The organism is Pseudomonas sp. YQ_5 (assembly GCF_043103305.1).
In the GTDB taxonomy this organism is placed as follows: domain Bacteria; phylum Pseudomonadota; class Gammaproteobacteria; order Pseudomonadales; family Pseudomonadaceae; genus Aquipseudomonas; species Aquipseudomonas putida_Y.
Genome location: NZ_JBICJS010000011.1, coordinates 52,435 through 67,314 on the forward strand (window position 1 = coordinate 52,435; position 14,880 = coordinate 67,314).

At 63.4% G+C, this 14,880-nt stretch carries 19 protein-coding genes; 9 read left to right on the plus strand and 10 right to left on the minus strand.

The features are described from left to right. Positions 1-5: 5 nt before the first annotated feature. The 6 genes from nusB to nrdR all read right to left on the minus strand — a co-directional run bounded on the left by nusB (position 6) and on the right by nrdR (position 4,486). Positions 6-506, minus strand: a complete 501-nt coding sequence (nusB, locus tag ACF8EA_RS01745; protein WP_003255393.1) for a transcription antitermination factor NusB — start codon at positions 504-506, stop codon at positions 6-8. Further along, a complete protein-coding gene (ribE, locus tag ACF8EA_RS01750; RefSeq protein ID WP_003255395.1) occupies positions 503-979 on the minus strand; it encodes a 6,7-dimethyl-8-ribityllumazine synthase in 477 nt (158 codons plus the stop codon). The genes nusB and ribE overlap by 4 nt, the downstream gene beginning before the upstream one ends. A 91-nt stretch (positions 980-1,070) precedes the next feature. Further along, a complete protein-coding gene (ribBA, locus tag ACF8EA_RS01755) occupies positions 1,071-2,162 on the minus strand; it encodes a bifunctional 3,4-dihydroxy-2-butanone-4-phosphate synthase/GTP cyclohydrolase II (RefSeq protein ID WP_021783930.1) in 1,092 nt (363 codons plus the stop codon). An 18-nt stretch (positions 2,163-2,180) separates the two neighbouring features. Beyond that, positions 2,181-2,846 (minus strand): riboflavin synthase, encoded by a 666-nt coding sequence (locus ACF8EA_RS01760; RefSeq protein WP_003255399.1) that lies wholly within the window; start codon positions 2,844-2,846, stop codon positions 2,181-2,183. 42 nt (positions 2,847-2,888) lie between these two features. Further along, positions 2,889-4,019: a bifunctional diaminohydroxyphosphoribosylaminopyrimidine deaminase/5-amino-6-(5-phosphoribosylamino)uracil reductase RibD gene (gene ribD / locus ACF8EA_RS01765; protein WP_021783929.1), complete on the minus strand. Its 1,131-nt coding sequence runs from the start codon at positions 4,017-4,019 to the stop codon at positions 2,889-2,891. Positions 4,020-4,021: 2 nt separating this feature from the next. Continuing rightward, entirely contained in the window at positions 4,022-4,486 is a 465-nt protein-coding gene (gene nrdR / locus ACF8EA_RS01770) for a transcriptional regulator NrdR (RefSeq protein ID WP_003255402.1), read from the minus strand. Between the two features lie 106 nt (positions 4,487-4,592). On the opposite strand from nrdR, the gene ACF8EA_RS01775 reads away from it, so the two are divergent. Genes ACF8EA_RS01775 through trxA form a run of 3 tightly spaced genes read left to right on the plus strand, consistent with a single transcriptional unit; the run spans position 4,593 to position 6,603 of the window. After that, complete coding sequence (locus tag ACF8EA_RS01775) at positions 4,593-5,039, plus strand: YbaY family lipoprotein (protein ID WP_021783928.1); 447 nt, start codon at positions 4,593-4,595, stop codon at positions 5,037-5,039. Then, positions 5,040-5,699: a methyltransferase gene (locus ACF8EA_RS01780; RefSeq protein WP_021783927.1), complete on the plus strand. Its 660-nt coding sequence runs from the start codon at positions 5,040-5,042 to the stop codon at positions 5,697-5,699. Between the two features lie 31 nt (positions 5,700-5,730). Next, entirely contained in the window at positions 5,731-6,603 is an 873-nt protein-coding gene (trxA, locus tag ACF8EA_RS01785) for a thioredoxin (protein WP_021783926.1), read from the plus strand. A 151-nt stretch (positions 6,604-6,754) separates the two neighbouring features. Here trxA and ACF8EA_RS01790 read toward each other — a convergent pair whose 3' ends face one another. Beyond that, a complete protein-coding gene (locus tag ACF8EA_RS01790; RefSeq protein ID WP_392521014.1) occupies positions 6,755-7,099 on the minus strand; it encodes a hypothetical protein in 345 nt (114 codons plus the stop codon). 129 nt (positions 7,100-7,228) lie between these two features. Between ACF8EA_RS01790 and ACF8EA_RS01795 the strand changes: the two genes are divergently transcribed. The 5 genes from ACF8EA_RS01795 to ACF8EA_RS01815 all read left to right on the plus strand — a co-directional run bounded on the left by ACF8EA_RS01795 (position 7,229) and on the right by ACF8EA_RS01815 (position 11,224). Next, a complete protein-coding gene (locus ACF8EA_RS01795; RefSeq protein ID WP_392521015.1) occupies positions 7,229-7,816 on the plus strand; it encodes a DUF2796 domain-containing protein in 588 nt (195 codons plus the stop codon). Continuing rightward, the gene (locus tag ACF8EA_RS01800) at positions 7,817-8,527 is read left to right on the plus strand and encodes an ABC transporter ATP-binding protein (RefSeq protein WP_392521016.1); all 711 of its coding nucleotides are present in this window, start codon (positions 7,817-7,819) and stop codon (positions 8,525-8,527) included. It begins immediately after the preceding gene. Then, complete coding sequence (locus tag ACF8EA_RS01805) at positions 8,527-9,792, plus strand: ABC transporter permease (RefSeq protein WP_392521017.1); 1,266 nt, start codon at positions 8,527-8,529, stop codon at positions 9,790-9,792. The genes ACF8EA_RS01800 and ACF8EA_RS01805 overlap by 1 nt, the downstream gene beginning before the upstream one ends. A 126-nt stretch (positions 9,793-9,918) precedes the next feature. Further along, entirely contained in the window at positions 9,919-10,431 is a 513-nt protein-coding gene (locus ACF8EA_RS01810; RefSeq protein ID WP_392521018.1) for a DUF3299 domain-containing protein, read from the plus strand. A gap of 109 nt (positions 10,432-10,540) precedes the next feature. Then, positions 10,541-11,224 (plus strand): OmpW family protein, encoded by a 684-nt coding sequence (locus tag ACF8EA_RS01815; RefSeq protein ID WP_021783920.1) that lies wholly within the window; start codon positions 10,541-10,543, stop codon positions 11,222-11,224. On the opposite strand, the gene ACF8EA_RS01820 is transcribed toward ACF8EA_RS01815, so the two are convergent. Beyond that, on the minus strand, positions 11,212-12,417 hold the full coding sequence (locus ACF8EA_RS01820; RefSeq protein WP_392521019.1) for an MFS transporter: 1,206 nt from the start codon (positions 12,415-12,417) through the stop codon (positions 11,212-11,214). The two genes, ACF8EA_RS01815 and ACF8EA_RS01820, sit on opposite strands and share 13 nt — an antisense overlap. A 102-nt stretch (positions 12,418-12,519) precedes the next feature. On the opposite strand from ACF8EA_RS01820, the gene ACF8EA_RS01825 reads away from it, so the two are divergent. Further along, on the plus strand, positions 12,520-12,963 hold the full coding sequence (locus tag ACF8EA_RS01825) for a helix-turn-helix domain-containing protein (protein ID WP_021783918.1): 444 nt from the start codon (positions 12,520-12,522) through the stop codon (positions 12,961-12,963). Between the two features lie 30 nt (positions 12,964-12,993). Here the strand turns inward: ACF8EA_RS01825 and ACF8EA_RS01830 are convergent, their stop codons facing one another. Together ACF8EA_RS01830 and ACF8EA_RS01835 are read right to left on the minus strand one after the other, a co-directional pair. Further along, positions 12,994-13,926: an NAD-dependent epimerase/dehydratase family protein gene (locus tag ACF8EA_RS01830; protein WP_021783917.1), complete on the minus strand. Its 933-nt coding sequence runs from the start codon at positions 13,924-13,926 to the stop codon at positions 12,994-12,996. Next, positions 13,919-14,803, minus strand: a complete 885-nt coding sequence (locus ACF8EA_RS01835; protein WP_021783916.1) for a sugar nucleotide-binding protein — start codon at positions 14,801-14,803, stop codon at positions 13,919-13,921. Before ACF8EA_RS01835 ends, ACF8EA_RS01830 begins: the two co-directional genes overlap by 8 nt. Positions 14,804-14,880: the final 77 nt, after the last annotated feature.

Genomic DNA, 14,880 nt, shown 5'->3' on the forward strand with positions numbered 1-14,880 from the left:
CAGGATCAGCGCTTGTTCGCCTTGACTTCTGCTTCACGCAGCGCCGGAGCGAGCTTGTCCAGTACGCCGTTGACGAACTTGTGGCCGTCAGTGGCACCGAAGACCTTGGCCAGTTCCACACCTTCGTTGATCACGACGCGGTACGGCACGTCGACGCGCTTGATCAGCTCCCAGGTGGACAGGCGCAGCACGGCCAGCTCGACCGGGTCGAGCTCTTCCAGGGCGATGGTCATGCAAGGCACCAGCGCCTTGTCGATTTCGCCCTTGATTGCCGGGACCCCATGCAGGATCTCGCGGAAATAGGCACCGTCGACATCGGTGAAATCGTTATCCACCCGGAACTGCGCTTCGATCTCGTTCAGCGAATGCTGGGCCATGTGCCACTGGTAGAGGGCCTGGGTCGCGAGCTTGCGGGCTTCGCGGCGCTTGGCGCTCTTCGAGGGCTTGCCGGCATCCGCAGGTTTTGGATCACGCGGGTTGAAACGATCGCTTTCGTCGCTAATCACTTGGCCTCCAACTGCGCCAGCAGGCTGACCATTTCCAGTGCGGACAGGGCAGCTTCAGCACCTTTGTTGCCGGCTTTGGTGCCAGAACGCTCGATGGCTTGCTCGATGGAGTCGACGGTCAGTACGCCGAAGGCCACCGGAACACCGAACTCCATGGACACCTGGGCCAGGCCCTTGGTGCATTCGCCCGCCACGTATTCGAAATGCGGGGTACCGCCACGGATCACGGCGCCCAGGGCGATGATCGCGTCGTAGGCGCCTTGCTGGGCGACCTTCTGTGCCACCAGCGGGATCTCGAATGCACCCGGGGCACGGATGATGGTGATGTCGCTTTCGCTGACACCATGGCGTACCAGGGCGTCAACGGCACCGCTTACCAGGCTTTCGACAACGAAGCTGTTGAAGCGGCCAACCACCAAAGCATAGCGACCTTTGGGGGCGATGAAGGTACCTTCGATGGTCTTCAGGGTCATTCCGATATTCTCATCTTCAAGAGCGAGGCCGCATACAAGCGGCCTCGACAGGGGTCTGGACTCGAGCAGAGGGCGTCAATGCCGCCTCAAGTCACTCGGAGGGCACGTATTCTACAACTTCCAGATCGAATCCGGATATCGCGTTGAACTTCATAGGCGAACTCATCAGGCGCATCTTGCGCACGCCGAGGTCGCGCAGGATCTGCGAACCGGCACCCACAGTGCTGTAGGTGGTCGGTGCCTTGGTCGGCGCATCGCCCGCACTTTCGCGGATGTGCGCCAGCAGCACGTCGCCGTCCAGCGGATGGCCCAGCAGCAAGACCACACCGCTACCGGCCTCGGCCACGGCGGCCATGGCCGCGCGCAGGCTCCAGCGGCCTGGCTGCTTGACCAGCAGCAGGTCACGCAGTGGGTCCATATTGTGTACCCGTACCAAGGTCGGCTCTTCGGCGCAGATCTTGCCCAGGGTCAAGGCCATGTGCACGTCGCCTTCGACCGCGTCACGGTAGGTGACCAGGTTGAACTCACCCAGCTCGCTCTCCACCGATTGCTCGGAGACACGCTGCACGGTGCGCTCGTGGATCATGCGGTAGTGGATCAGGTCGGCGATGGTGCCAATCTTCAGGCCGTGCTCGGCGGCGAACACTTCCAGTTCGGCGCGGCGCGACATGGTGCCGTCGTCGTTCATCACTTCGCAGATCACGCCGCTTGGCTCGAAACCGGCCATGCGCGCCAGGTCACAGGCGGCTTCGGTGTGGCCGGCACGCGCCAGCGTACCGCCTGGCTGGGCCATCAGCGGGAAGATGTGACCTGGGCTGACGATGTCTTCGGCCTTGGCGTCCTTGGCAGCAGCAGCCTGCACAGTGCGTGCGCGGTCGGCGGCGGAAATACCGGTGGTGACGCCTTCGGCGGCTTCGATCGACACGGTGAACTTGGTGCCGAAGCCAGAGCCGTTGCGCGGTGCCATCAGCGGCAGCTTCAGCGTTTCGCAACGCTCGCGGGTCATCGGCATGCAGATCAGGCCACGGGCGTGCTTGGCCATGAAGTTGATGTGCTCGGGCAGGCAGCATTCGGCTGCCATGATGATGTCGCCTTCGTTCTCGCGGTCTTCGTCATCCATCAGGATGACCATTTTGCCCTGGCGGATGTCTTCGACCAGTTCTTCGATGCTGTTGAGCGCCACGCGGCACCCCCTTCTCAATCAGGATTTCAAGAAGCCATTGGCGGCCAGGAAGCTTTCGGTAATGCCACTGCCCTTGCTCGGTTCGGCGGCCTTGTCACCCAGTAGCAAGCGCTCCAGGTAACGGGCCAGCAGGTCGACCTCAAGGTTTACCCGACGCCCTGCACGGTAATCGGCCATGATGGTTTCGGACAGAGTGTGCGGGACAATGGTCAGCTCGAACTCGGCGCCATTGACCTCGTTGACCGTCAGGCTGGTGCCGTCGACGGTGATCGAACCCTTGTGGGCGATGTACTTGGCCAGTTCCTTTGGTGCACGCACGCGGAACTGGATGGCGCGAGCGTTATCGCTGCGCGAAATGATTTCGCCGACCCCGTCGACGTGGCCGCTGACCAGGTGCCCGCCCAGGCGGGTGGTGGGCGTCAGGGCTTTCTCCAGGTTGACCTTGCTGCCGCTCTTGAGGTCGATGAAGGCGGTACGCTTGAGGGTTTCGACGCTGACATCGGCCCAGAAGCCGTCGCCCGGCAGCTCTACGGCCGTGAGGCAAACACCGTTGACGGCGATGCTGTCGCCGAGCTTGACGTCCCCCAGATCGAGCTTGCCGGTCTCTACGTAGACGCGCACGTCACCACCCTTGGGGGTCAGACTGCGGATGGTGCCGATGGATTCGATGATGCCGGTGAACATGGGGTCTTCCTCAAAAACGGTTTGCGCGGGGCAAGCCCGGCATTATACGCCGGGCGCCGGCAGGGGGATGGCCGTGACCCGCCAGTCATCGCCCACTGCGCGCATTTCGGTAATTTTCAGCCGCGGGGCCTCGCTCATCTTTTCCAGTGGCCAGTCCAGCAATGGGCGGGCCTGGGAGCCGAGGAAAGTGCCGGCGACGAACAGCTGGAACTCATCGACCAGGCCCAGCCGGGCAAAGGCACCCACCAGGCCGGCACCAGCTTCCAGCAGGATTTCGTTTACGCCGCGGGCGGCCAGGGCCTGCATCAGCGCCGCAAGGTCGACCTGGCCATTGTCGCCCGGCAAGCTGAGCAATTCGTGGCCGGCAGCGGCATAGCGCGGGTCATCTGCGACAGCAGTCACCACAAGAGCCGGGCCGGCCTGGAAGAACGGCGCAGCCAGTGGCAGGCGCAGGCGGCCATCGATCAACACTCGCAAGGGTGTGCGGCTGAGTGCCAGGGCGGTGGTTTCGGCATCCAGGCCCAGCTCGGCGCCACGCACGGTCATGCGTGCGTTGTCTGCCAGTACACTGGCGGCGCTGGTCAGCACCACGCTGGAACGGGCGCGCAGGCGCTGTACCGCCGAGCGGGCGGCCGGGCCGGTGATCCACTGGCTTTCACCACTGGCCATGGCGGTGCGGCCATCCAGGCTCATGGCCAGCTTGGCGCGAACGAACGGCAGGCCGTGCTCCATGCGCTTGAGGAAGCCTGGGTTGAGGGCGCGAGCCTCGGCTTCGAGCACCCCGCTGGCCACTTCGATTCCGGCTTCGGCCAGGCGCCGCAGGCCCTGTCCCGCCACTTGCGGATTAGGGTCCTGCATGGCGGCTACTACACGCGCCACACCGGCCTTGACCAGCGCTTCGGCACACGGCGGCGTACGGCCATGGTGGCTGCATGGCTCCAGGGTGACGTAGGCACAAGCCCCGCGGGCAAGTTCACCCGCCTGACGCAGGGCATGCACTTCGGCATGCGGCTCGCCGGCGCGTACGTGCCAGCCTTCGCCAACCACCTCGCCATCACGCACGATCACGCAGCCTACCCGCGGGTTCGGGTGGGTGGTGTACAGGCCTTTGCGCGCCAGCTCCAGCGCGCGGGCCATGTAGTGGGCATCAAGGATGGCGGCTTGGCTGGGCATGTTCACTCTTTAGCTGGCTCACGGGCCAGGCGGTCGATTTCTTCGCGGAACTCGTCGAGGTCCTGGAAGCGCCGGTACACCGAGGCAAAGCGGATATAGGCCACTTCATCGAGTTTGCGCAACTCGGCCATGACCATTTCACCGACCACCAGCGATTTGACTTCGCGTTCGCCAGTGGCACGCAGCCGGCTCTTGATGTGCGCCAGCGCGGCTTCCAGGCGCTCGACGCTGACCGGACGCTTTTCCAGCGCCCGCTGCATGCCGGCGCGCAGCTTTTCTTCGTCGAAGGGCTGGCGTGTGCCGTCCTGCTTGATCAGCCGGGGCAGCACCAGCTCGGCGGTTTCGAAGGTGGTGAAGCGCTCGCCGCAGGCCACGCATTCACGGCGGCGGCGCACCTGCTCGCCCTCGGCGACGAGGCGAGAGTCGATGACCTTGGTGTCGTTGGCACCGCAAAAGGGACAGTGCATGGTGGCAGGCAACAAAAAAAGGGAGGGTCATGGTAGCGCATTGCACTGGCAAGACAAGCCAAAGGGGTTAACATCCATGGGAAATATGCCCGTGAAGGACTCCCCCATGCACTACCGAGCGCTCGTCGTGCTGTGCTGCGCCGCTCTGCTCGCTGCCTGCGGCAGCGACAGGCCAAAGACCGACAACCCGGCGCCCACGCCAGCCCGCTCGGCCAAGGCCGAGGTACTGGGCCCGCTACCGGCCTACCAGCGCGAGCTGAGCGGCACCTTGCTGGAAGTCCCGGCGGGTGCCGACGTGGAACTGGCCTTGCTGGTCATCGACGAACGCGACCGCCCGCAGCGCCTGCTGGCCAGCAGTAACCTGACCGGTACTGGCCAGGCACTGCCCTACCACCTGCGTTTCAACCCCGAAGCCTTCCCGCCTGGCGCCCGGGTCGAACTGCGTGGCCGCGCCAGCAACTCCGGCCAGCTGATCATGCACCTGCCCCCGGTGCGCATTACCCAGGCACAGACCCAGGCCACCGGCCCGTTGCGTTTCGAGAAGGCGCCTTAAGTGGCGCCGCTGGCCCTGCAACAGGCCCTCAGCGGCCTGATCGGCGAGGCGCGCCTGATCGTCAGCGAACTGCCCGATTGCGACCTGAAGCTATGGCTGATCGACGACCAGAACATGGATCGCGCCTTCAGCAGCGAAGAAACCCGGCGCATTCTCGAAGAGCCGCCCTATTGGAGCTTCTGCTGGGCCAGTGGGCTGGCAATGGCCCGCTACCTGGCCGAACGCCCTGAGTGGGTGGCGGGCAAGCGCGTGCTGGACTTTGGTGCCGGCTCTGGTATCGCCGGCATTGCTGCTGCACGCGCCGGTGCACTGGAAGTGATGGCCTGCGACCTCGACCCGCTGGCCCTTGATGCCTGCCGTGCGAATGCGGCACTGAACGGGGTGACACTAAGCTACAGCAGCGATTTCTTTGCCGAGGAAGACCGCTTCGACCTGATCCTGGTTGCCGATGTGCTGTACGACCGCGCCAACCTGCCGCTGCTGGATGCCTTCCTGAGCCGCGGTCGCCAGGCCCTGGTGGCCGACTCGCGAGTACGTGACTTTCGCCACCCGTTGTACCAGCAATTGGGCGTGCTCGAAGCACTGACCCTGCCGGACCTGGCCGAGCCACACGAATTCCGCCGGGTCAGCCTGTACCACGCCAGCCGCGACACCTTATAGTGTTGCCATACACGAGTTTGCGAGAGTCGCGATGACCCAAGACACGCCTTACATTTTCGACGCCACCGATACCAATTTCCAGCAACTGGTGATCGAGAACTCCTTCCACAAACCGGTGCTGGTGGACTTCTGGGCCGAGTGGTGCGCCCCCTGCAAGGCACTGATGCCATTGCTGGCAAAGATTGCCGAGGGTTACCAGGGCGAGCTGCTGCTGGCCAAGATCAACTGCGACGTGGAGCAACAGGTGGTTGCCCAGTTCGGCATCCGTAGCCTGCCGACAGTGGTTCTGTTCAAGGACGGCCAGCCGGTAGACGGCTTTGCCGGGGCACAACCGGAATCGGCGATCCGCGCCATGCTCGAGCCGCATGTACAAATGCCAGCCGCGCCCACCGCCTCGCCACTGGAGCAGGCGAAAGCGCTGTATGCCGAAAGCCGTTTTGCCGAAACCGAAGCGCTGTTGCAGACGCTGCTGGGTGAGGACAACAGCAATGCCGAAGCGCTGATTCTGTATGCCCGCTGCCTGGCCGAGCGTGGCGAGTTGGGCGAAGCGCAAGTGGTACTGGATGCGGTCAAGACTGACGAACACAAAGCTGCACTGGCCGGTGCCAAGGCCCAGCTGACCTTCCTGCGCCAAGCCGCCAGCCTGCCGGAAGTGGCTGACCTTAAAAGCCGTCTGGCACAGAACCCGCAAGACGACGAGGCGGCTTATCAGCTGAGCATTCAGCAACTGGCGCGCCAGCAGTATGAGGCGGCGCTGGAAGGGCTGCTGAAGCTGTTCCAGCGTAACCGTGGCTACGAGAACGGGCTGCCGCAGAAGGCGCTGTTGCAGGTGTTCGAATTGCTGGGTGGCGATCACCCGCTGGTTGGTGTTTATCGTCGCAAGCTGTCGGCGGCGATGTTCTGAGTGACCTTGAAGCCTGCGCTGTACCTGTGGGAGCGGGCATGCCCGCGAAGAAGCCAACGCGGTGGATGGCACCGGCTCCGCCGGTGTTCGCGGGTAAAACCGCGCCTACGGGCGACCGCGCAGGCTTTTCAGATTTTGAGCAAGACAGCGCTCACCCTACCCAGTGATAAACCGGCGCATCCACGCCACTCTCCACCTTGACCTCACTGCTGTGCCGCAAACGCACCAGCAGCCGTTTGCCCGCCGCCGTACTCCCGGCCAATCCTTCGAGCCGGTCCAGCAATTCTGGCCCGCTCATATGTCCTGCCAGACGCAACACATCACGCGCCGCAGCCCACTGAGCGTCATTTTGGCGCGGCCCGGCCACCGCAGCTGTCGCAGCCGCCTGGGCTGCCACCGGCACCTCGGTCTGCCGCCCCAGTTGCCCCCACTCCTCAGGCGTCAGCTCGATGGTCAGGTCCACCGGCCAGTCACCAATCTGTCCACGAATTCTCACGATGCTTTCCTTGAGGTCACGTCAATGTCCCCATGCTACCGCAACATGAAACTTGGCCACACAGACTGGCAGCACGCAGAAAAGTTGTTATAACATAACCGAATCTTTCAGCCCGCTCCGGAGTCGTCCATGCGTCGCCTGCTGCTCGCCCTGCCCTTCGCCTTGCTGCCACTGGCCGTTGCCCATGCCCACGATGACCATGATCATGACCACGCCCACGGCTCGCTCGGCGCCCACGAGCATGGCGTGGCCAAGCTCAACGCGGTACTCGATGGCAATACCCTGGAACTGGAGCTGGACAGCCCGGCAATGAACCTGGTCGGCTTCGAGCATGCCGCCAGCAGCGATGCCGACAAGGCCAAAGTCGCCGCCGTGCGCCAGCAACTTGAACAACCACTGAAGCTGTTCGGCCTATCTGCTGCCGCGGACTGCAAGGAAGAGCAGCAGGCGCTGGAAAGCCCTCTGTTCGGTGACGCTTCGAAGGCCGACGACGATGGTGACGAGCACGAACATGAACATGAACACGGCCATCAGCACAGCGACATCGGCGCCCACTACCAGCTGACGTGCGCCAACCCCGACAAACTGACCCAGCTGGACCTGGCGCCGCTGTTCAAGGCCTTCCCCGCCACCCAGAAAATCAACGTGCAACTGATCGGCCCCAATGGCCAGAAAGGCGTGGAAACCACGCCGGCCAAGGCAGCGGTCGCCTTCTGAATGAAACAGCCGTTGATCGATCTGCATGACCTGGTGTTCGCCTGGCCAGGCCACCCGCCGCTGCTGGATATTCCAGCATTGCGCCTGGACGCTGGTGAAGCACTGTTTCTCAAAGGCCCTAGCGGCAGTGGCAAGACGACCTTGCTGGGCCTGCTGGGCGGGGTGAACGTGCCGGCCCAGGGCCGCATCCAGTTGCTCGGCCAGGATCTCGGCAGCCTGAGCCAGGGCGCCCGCGACCGCTTTCGGGTCGATCACACAGGGTACATCTTCCAGCAGTTCAACCTGCTGCCGTTCCTCTCGGTACGTGAAAACGTCGAGCTGCCCTGCCGCTTCTCGCGCAGCCGCAAGGCACGCGCCGAGCAGCGCCATGGCAGTGTTGACCAGGCGGCCAGCACGCTGCTGACCCACCTGGGCCTGGGCGACCCCGCCATGCTTGCCCGCCGCGCCGACAGCCTGTCGATCGGCCAGCAGCAGCGGGTCGCCGCCGCCCGCGCACTGATCGGCCAGCCTGAGCTGGTGATTGCCGACGAACCGACCTCGGCTCTGGATGCAGACACCCGCGAAGCGTTCATCCGTCTGCTGTTCGATGAGTGCCGCGCCGCCGGTGCCAGCCTGCTGTTTGTCAGCCACGACCAGAGCCTGGCACCGCTGTTCGACCGCCACCTGTCGCTTGCTGAACTGAACCGTGCCGCCAAGCCCCGGGAGGCCTGATGTACCTGCTCCGCCTTGCCTTGGCCAGCCTGGCCAACCGCCGCTTCACCGCTTTTCTGACCGCCTTCGCCATTGCCCTGTCGGTGTGCCTGCTGCTGGCTGTTGAGCGGGTCCGTACCGAAGCCCGTGCCAGCTTCGCCAGCACCATCAGCGGCACCGACCTGATCGTCGGTGCACGCTCTGGCTCGGTGAACCTGCTGCTGTATTCGGTGTTCCGTATTGGCAACGCGACCAATAACATCCGCTGGGACAGCTTTCAGCACTATGCCCAGGACCCACGGGTGAAGTGGGCAATCCCGATCTCGCTGGGCGACTCGCACCGTGGCTACAGAGTGATGGGTACCACCACAGATTACTTCAGCCATTATCAGTACGGCCGCCGCCAGCATCTGGAACTGAGCCAGGGGCGTGAGTTTGCCAACGACCCCTTCGAGGTGGTGCTCGGCGCCGAAGTGGCCGAGGCATTGCACTACAAGCTGGGTGACAGGCTGGTGCTGGCCCACGGTGTGGCCGCAATCAGTCTGGTCAAGCACGACGACAAGCCGTTTACCGTGGTCGGCATACTCAAGCGCACCGGCACACCTGTCGACCGCACCTTGCATATCAGCCTGGGCGGCATGGAGGCGATCCATATCGACTGGCACAACGGCGTACCCGCCCGTGGCGCCGGGCGCATCAGCGCCGAACAGGCCCGTACGATGGACCTGCAACCTGCTGCCATCACTGCATTCATGCTTGGCCTGAACAGCAAGATCGCAACCTTCAGTCTGCAGCGGGAAATCAACGAATACCGCAGCGAGCCATTGCTGGCGATCCTGCCTGGGGTAGCCCTGCAGGAGCTGTGGAGCCTGATGGGCACCGCAGAGCAGGCATTGTTCGTGGTGTCACTGTTCGTGGTGCTGACCGGTTTGATCGGCATGCTCACGGCGATTCTCACCAGCCTCAACGAACGCCGCCGGGAAATGGCAATCTTGCGTTCAGTCGGGGCCCGGCCTTGGCATATTGCAGGGTTGCTGGTACTGGAAGCACTGTCACTGGCGTCGGTCGGGATCGTGGCCGGGCTTGGCTTGCTATATGCGGGTATCGCCCTGGCACAGGGGTATGTGCAGGCCAACTATGGTTTGTATTTGCCACTGGCTCTGCCAAGTACTCATGAATGGACCTTGCTGGCTATCATCATGGGGGCCGCGTTGCTGATGGGCAGCGTGCCGGCGTGGCGGGCCTACCGGCAGTCGCTGGCCGACGGCCTGTCCATCCACCTCTGAGTGCGCGTAATGATCAGACACCTCACCGCCTGCTTCGCGGGCTCGCCCGCTCCCACAGCAAGCCCCGCAGGCTTCGGACCTTGGGCAGTACCTGTGGGAGCGGGCATGCCCGCGAAGAGGCCGGCAATGCAAATGCTGCTGGCCCTGCTGTTGCTGGTAGCGATGCCTCTATGGGCCGCCGAACCCAAGGAGCTGGACTGGCCAGCACTGATCCCTGAAGGTGCACCGGTCATCCCGCCGCAACTCACCCCGCTGCACGATATGTCACAGCTCAGCAACGCCCTGTCTGCCGAATCCGCCCCACCCGCGCACCAGCAGGCGCCCGATGCGCCAGTGGTAAAAAGCCTCGACGGCCAACAGGTCAAGCTGCCCGGCTATATCGTGCCACTGGAGGTCAGCGAAGAAGGCCGCACCACCGAATTCCTGCTGGTCCCTTATTACGGTGCGTGCATCCACGTGCCGCCGCCACCGCCGAACCAGATCGTGCATATCTTCAGCGAGATGGGCGTGCGCGTCGAAGACCTCTACCAGCCCTACTGGATCGAGGGAAAGATGCAGGTTAGAGCTTCCAGCAGCGAGCTGGCCGACGCCGGTTACCAGATGGAAGCCGAGAAAATCTACGCTTATGAGCTGAGATGAGAACTGTTTCGAATTCGTGAAGACGCTTCGTTGAGCTGGGTCAAACTTTCCGTTTAACCAGCTCCGTACCATTGGACTATTCGATTAATAACGTCCTTTGGGAGCTTCCATGAACAAGTCCTTGCTGGGTGCCTCGCTTGTGGCCCTTGCGCTCGCCGCCCCTGCCGCCCACGCCTATCAGGCGGGGGACATGATCCTGCGCGCAGGCGCCATCACCACCGCCCCGAACGAGAGCAGCGGCGACCTCAAGTTCGACGGTAACAAGGTGTCGGGCACCAAGGCGACCCTGGACAGCGATACCCAGTTGGGCCTGACCTTTGCCTACATGCTCACCGACCACATCGGCCTGGAGCTGCTGGCAGCTACCCCGTTCAAGCACACCGTCGCCGTAAAAGGTCTGGGCGGCGGGCTGGACGGCAAGCTGGCGGACATCAAGCAACTGCCGCCGACGCTGTCGCTGCAGTACTACCCAATGGAGCCGAATTCGCGCTTCCAGCCGTACGCTGGCGTCGGTATCAACTACACCCTGTTCTTTGACGAAGACTTGAGCAGCGCACGCAAGCAACAAGGCTTCAGCAACCTCAAGCTGCAGGATTCGGTAGGTATCGCCGGCCAACTGGGCATGGACTACATGCTGACCGACAACCTGCTGGTAAACGCCTCGGTCTGGTACGTCGACATCGATACCAAGGCCAGCGTCAACGGCCCGACCGCCCTTGGCTACAGCAAGACCAAGGTCGACGTTGACGTCGACCCGTGGGTATATATGGTCGGCCTTGGCTACAAGTTCTGACCTGAACATTGCAGGGCGGCCTCGGCCGCCCTCGCGCGTTGCAGCCATAGCCAGTAGCACAGTGCGACCGCACTGATGCCCATGCCAAGCCCACACACGGCAACCCAGCCCCAGTGTGCAAACACCCAGCTCGCCAACACCGCCCCCAAACCGCTGCCCAGCGAATAGCAACACATGTAGGCGCCGATCAAACGGCTAGCCATCGCACCACGCCCGGCCAGCAACAGGCTCTGGTTGGTGACATGTACTGCCTGCACGGCAAAGTCCAGCATCAGCACACCCAGCACGAAGGCCAGCAGTGAATGCTCGACGAATGCTGTTGGCAGCCACGACAGCGTCAGCAGGGCCAACGACACCCCGGTCGAACGCTCACCCCGCCCATGGTCGGCCAGACGACCGGCATGCGAAGCCGCCAGCGTACCCGCCACACCTGCCAGGCCAAACAGGCCGATCTCGGTATGGCTCAGCGCCAACGGCGCAGCGCTTAGCGGCATGACCATGGCACTCCACAGCACGCTGAATGCGGCGAAGATCAATACACCCAACACGCCGCGCTGGCGCAGCAACCTGTCGTGCCGATACAAGCTGAACTGGGCCACGATCAGCGCCCGGTAACCCGGCCGGCTTCCCATCGGCTGCCCGCCGGGCAGACTGCGCCACAGCACCAGCGCCAGCAACATCAACAGCCCTGCGGCGACCAGGTACACACTTCGCCAACCGGCCAGGTCGGCAAGCCCGCCCGAAGCCAGCCGTGCCAGCAGGATACCCAGCACCACACCACTGGTGACAGTGCCTACCGCCTGCCCTTGCTGGCCAGGTGAGGCCAGGCTCGCGGCATGAGCCACCATCACCTGCACCATGACGGCCATTAACCCGGTGATAGCCAGAGCCAGCAGCAATATTGCCCAGTTCGGCGCCGTGCCAACGCCGACCAGCGCAAGCGCCGAGAACAGCAACTGGCCAAGCAACAGACGTTTACGGTCGACCAAGTCTCCGAGCGGCACAATCAGTAGCAGCCCCAGGGCGTAGCCCGCCTGGGTCGCGCCGACTACCCAGCCAATCTGCTGCTGCGCCACCCCCAACTCAGCAGCCATCGACTCAAGCAGCGGTTGAGCGAAGTACACCGTCGCCACAGCCATCGCACTGGTGGTGGCAAGCAACAGGGTTATCCAGCGTGTCAGCGAAGGTGTCATCGGGCCAGTCTCTGGAACCTGGTTTCAATTTGAAACCACACGCTGGCTATTTAACAAATGTGGTTTTAATCTGCAACCAGATAATCAAGACAGGCGTGCCCCATGCTCGATGAAAACAATGCGCAGTGCCCCGTGGCCCGGGCTCTGGAGGTGCTGGGTGACCGTTGGGCGCTGATGATCCTGCGCGATGCCTTTGACGGCCTGCGGCGTTTCAGTGAATTTCAGAAGAACCTGGGGCTGGCGAAGAACATCCTCACCTCGCGGCTAAAGCTGTTGGTGGAAAGTGGTTTGCTGATGACACAGCCGGCGTCGGATGGCAGTGCCTACAAAGAGTACGTGCTGACCGACAAAGGGCAGTCGGTCTTTCCAGTGGTGGTTGGTTTGAGGCAGTGGGGGGAGCGGTTTCTGTTCGAGGCGGGTGAAACGCGTTCGGAACTGGTGGACGGCGTGACGGGGCAAGCGCTTCAAATATTGCAGGTCCGCAGCCAGGATGGGCGGGCCTTACATCCCGAAGATTGCCAGCGCAGAAAGGTGCGGCATGGGTGATTTCAGGGCCGCGGCGCAGCCCCGAGGGGTTCAGCCTTTACCGAGAAGCTTTGCCAGGCCTTCAACCATCGGCGTCACCTGCGCAAACTCGAACCGCGCCAACAACCGCTGGTTATCCGCTCGCGAATGGCGGATATCACCCGATCGCGCCGCCGCATAGCTGATCGCTGGCAAGCTCCCCACAACCTTCTCCAGCGCAGCCAGCAACTGGTTCAGTGAGGTCGCCTGGTTCAGCCCGATGTTCACCGCCCCCTCCTCGACCTGCGGCTGCTCCAGTGCCTGCACCATCACCTGCACCAGGTCGCCCACGTAAAGGAAGTCCCGGGTCTGCTCGCCGTCCCCGAACACTGTAATCGGCAAGCCCTGCACAGCACGCTCGCAGAAGATGCTGATCACTCCGGAATACGGCGAGGAAGGGTCCTGCCGTGGCCCGAAGATATTGAAGAAGCGAAACACCACCGGCTCCAGGCCATGCTGGCGGCGGTAGAAGTCCAGATACTGCTCACTGGCCAGCTTGTCCACGGCATAAGGGGTCAACGGCGCCTTGGGCGTGTCTTCGGAAATCGACTCCCCTTCACCATTGTTGCCGTACACCGCTGCGCTGGAGGCGAACAGCACCCGGCGCAGGCCATGCACGCGCATGGCTTCGCAAACGTTGAGGGTACCGATGAAGTTACTCTGGTGGGTACGCACCGGGTCTTCGACCGAGGCCTGAACCGACGCTACCGCTGCCAGATGCACCACAGCACGGCAGCCAGCCGCAGCCTGAGTGACCAGCCCTGCATCGGCAACATCACCTTCGATCAGTTCCAGCCGTGGGTGGTCGACCTGCAGGTTGCTTCGCCGGCCGGTGGAGAAGTCGTCGAGAATGCGTACGGCGTAGCCTTTGCCCAACAACGCATCGCACAGGTGGGAGCCAATGAAGCCGGCACCGCCGGTGATCAGGATGGGGGCGTCAGCCATGGCGGTAGAACCGGTCCAGTAGAGGTGGCAAGCCAGCGCGCCAGGCACGCGGCTTGATACCGAAGGTATGAAGGATTTTCTTGCAGGCAAGTACCGCGTGCTGTGGCTCTTCGCTGGCATCCGGGCGCGCGGCATGGGCCTGCGGCGTGGGGGCCTGAACGGCCAGCTGGCGGTATTGGCCGGCCTCGGCGAGGATCGCCTGGCCCAGCGCCAGCGGCGTGGTCGCCTCATTGCCAGCGTAATGGTAGGTGCCCCACAGCGGCGCATTGCAGTCGAGTTGCTTGAGCACCGACAGGATCACTCGGGCGGCATCATCGACCGGCGTCGGATTGCCACGTCGATCATCGGCCAGCAGCAGCTCCTGTGGCTGCTCGGCACGGGTCAGGAAGCGTCCCAACGCGCCATCGATACTCTCGTCCAGCAACCAGCCAAAGCGCAGCAGCACATGCTGCGGGCACGCCGCGCGCACGCTCTGCTCGATGCGCCAAAGGGCCTGGCCACGCAAGCCCAGCGGCACTGGCTCGTCCTTTTCGCTATAGGCCGTTGCCCGCGCACCATCGAACACACGGTAGCTGGATGGCTGCACCAAGGTGATCTGATGGTGCTGGCACAGCTCTGCCAACCGCTCCACCGCCCGCTCCTGTTGGGCCAGGCGCTGCTCGCTGACCGACTCGGCCTGGAACCAGTCGAAGTAATAGGCCAGGTTGACCAGCGCGTCGGGGCGATGGTCATCGAGCAGCTGAGTAAGGCTTGAGGGCGCCCAGCCGTTCTCGGGCGGGCGCGGTGCCAGGAATGCGATGTCCTCCTCGGCCCCAAGACGAATCAGCGCTTGCCCGAGGGCATTGCCACCACCCAACAGCATTAGGCGCATACGCATAGAGTCAGCAGATCCGGAGAGGTTGATGAAGTAAAGGGGTTATTTTGCGGTTTCCTGCCCGGGAAGTCCAACACCGG

Bases quoted from the DNA above. Each gene is read 5' to 3' on its own strand.
- ribE (WP_003255395.1), bottom strand. From the start codon at position 979: ATGACCCTGAAGACCATCGAAGGTACCTTCATCGCCCCCAAAGGTCGC.
- ACF8EA_RS01830 (WP_021783917.1), bottom strand. From the start codon at position 13,926: ATGGCTGACGCCCCCATCCTGATCACCGGCGGTGCCGGCTTCATTGGC.
- ACF8EA_RS01825 (WP_021783918.1), top strand. From the start codon at position 12,520: ATGCTCGATGAAAACAATGCGCAGTGCCCCGTGGCCCGGGCTCTGGAG.
- ACF8EA_RS01820 (WP_392521019.1), bottom strand. From the start codon at position 12,417: ATGACACCTTCGCTGACACGCTGGATAACCCTGTTGCTTGCCACCACC.
- ACF8EA_RS01815 (WP_021783920.1), top strand. From the start codon at position 10,541: ATGAACAAGTCCTTGCTGGGTGCCTCGCTTGTGGCCCTTGCGCTCGCC.
- ACF8EA_RS01805 (WP_392521017.1), top strand. From the start codon at position 8,527: ATGTACCTGCTCCGCCTTGCCTTGGCCAGCCTGGCCAACCGCCGCTTC.
- nrdR (WP_003255402.1), bottom strand. From the start codon at position 4,486: ATGCACTGTCCCTTTTGCGGTGCCAACGACACCAAGGTCATCGACTCT.
- ACF8EA_RS01795 (WP_392521015.1), top strand. From the start codon at position 7,229: ATGCGTCGCCTGCTGCTCGCCCTGCCCTTCGCCTTGCTGCCACTGGCC.
- ACF8EA_RS01810 (WP_392521018.1), top strand. From the start codon at position 9,919: ATGCAAATGCTGCTGGCCCTGCTGTTGCTGGTAGCGATGCCTCTATGG.
- ribD (WP_021783929.1), bottom strand. From the start codon at position 4,019: ATGCCCAGCCAAGCCGCCATCCTTGATGCCCACTACATGGCCCGCGCG.
- ACF8EA_RS01760 (WP_003255399.1), bottom strand. From the start codon at position 2,846: ATGTTCACCGGCATCATCGAATCCATCGGCACCATCCGCAGTCTGACC.
- ACF8EA_RS01800 (WP_392521016.1), top strand. From the start codon at position 7,817: ATGAAACAGCCGTTGATCGATCTGCATGACCTGGTGTTCGCCTGGCCA.
- ACF8EA_RS01835 (WP_021783916.1), bottom strand. From the start codon at position 14,803: ATGCGTATGCGCCTAATGCTGTTGGGTGGTGGCAATGCCCTCGGGCAA.
- trxA (WP_021783926.1), top strand. From the start codon at position 5,731: ATGACCCAAGACACGCCTTACATTTTCGACGCCACCGATACCAATTTC.
- ACF8EA_RS01775 (WP_021783928.1), top strand. From the start codon at position 4,593: ATGCACTACCGAGCGCTCGTCGTGCTGTGCTGCGCCGCTCTGCTCGCT.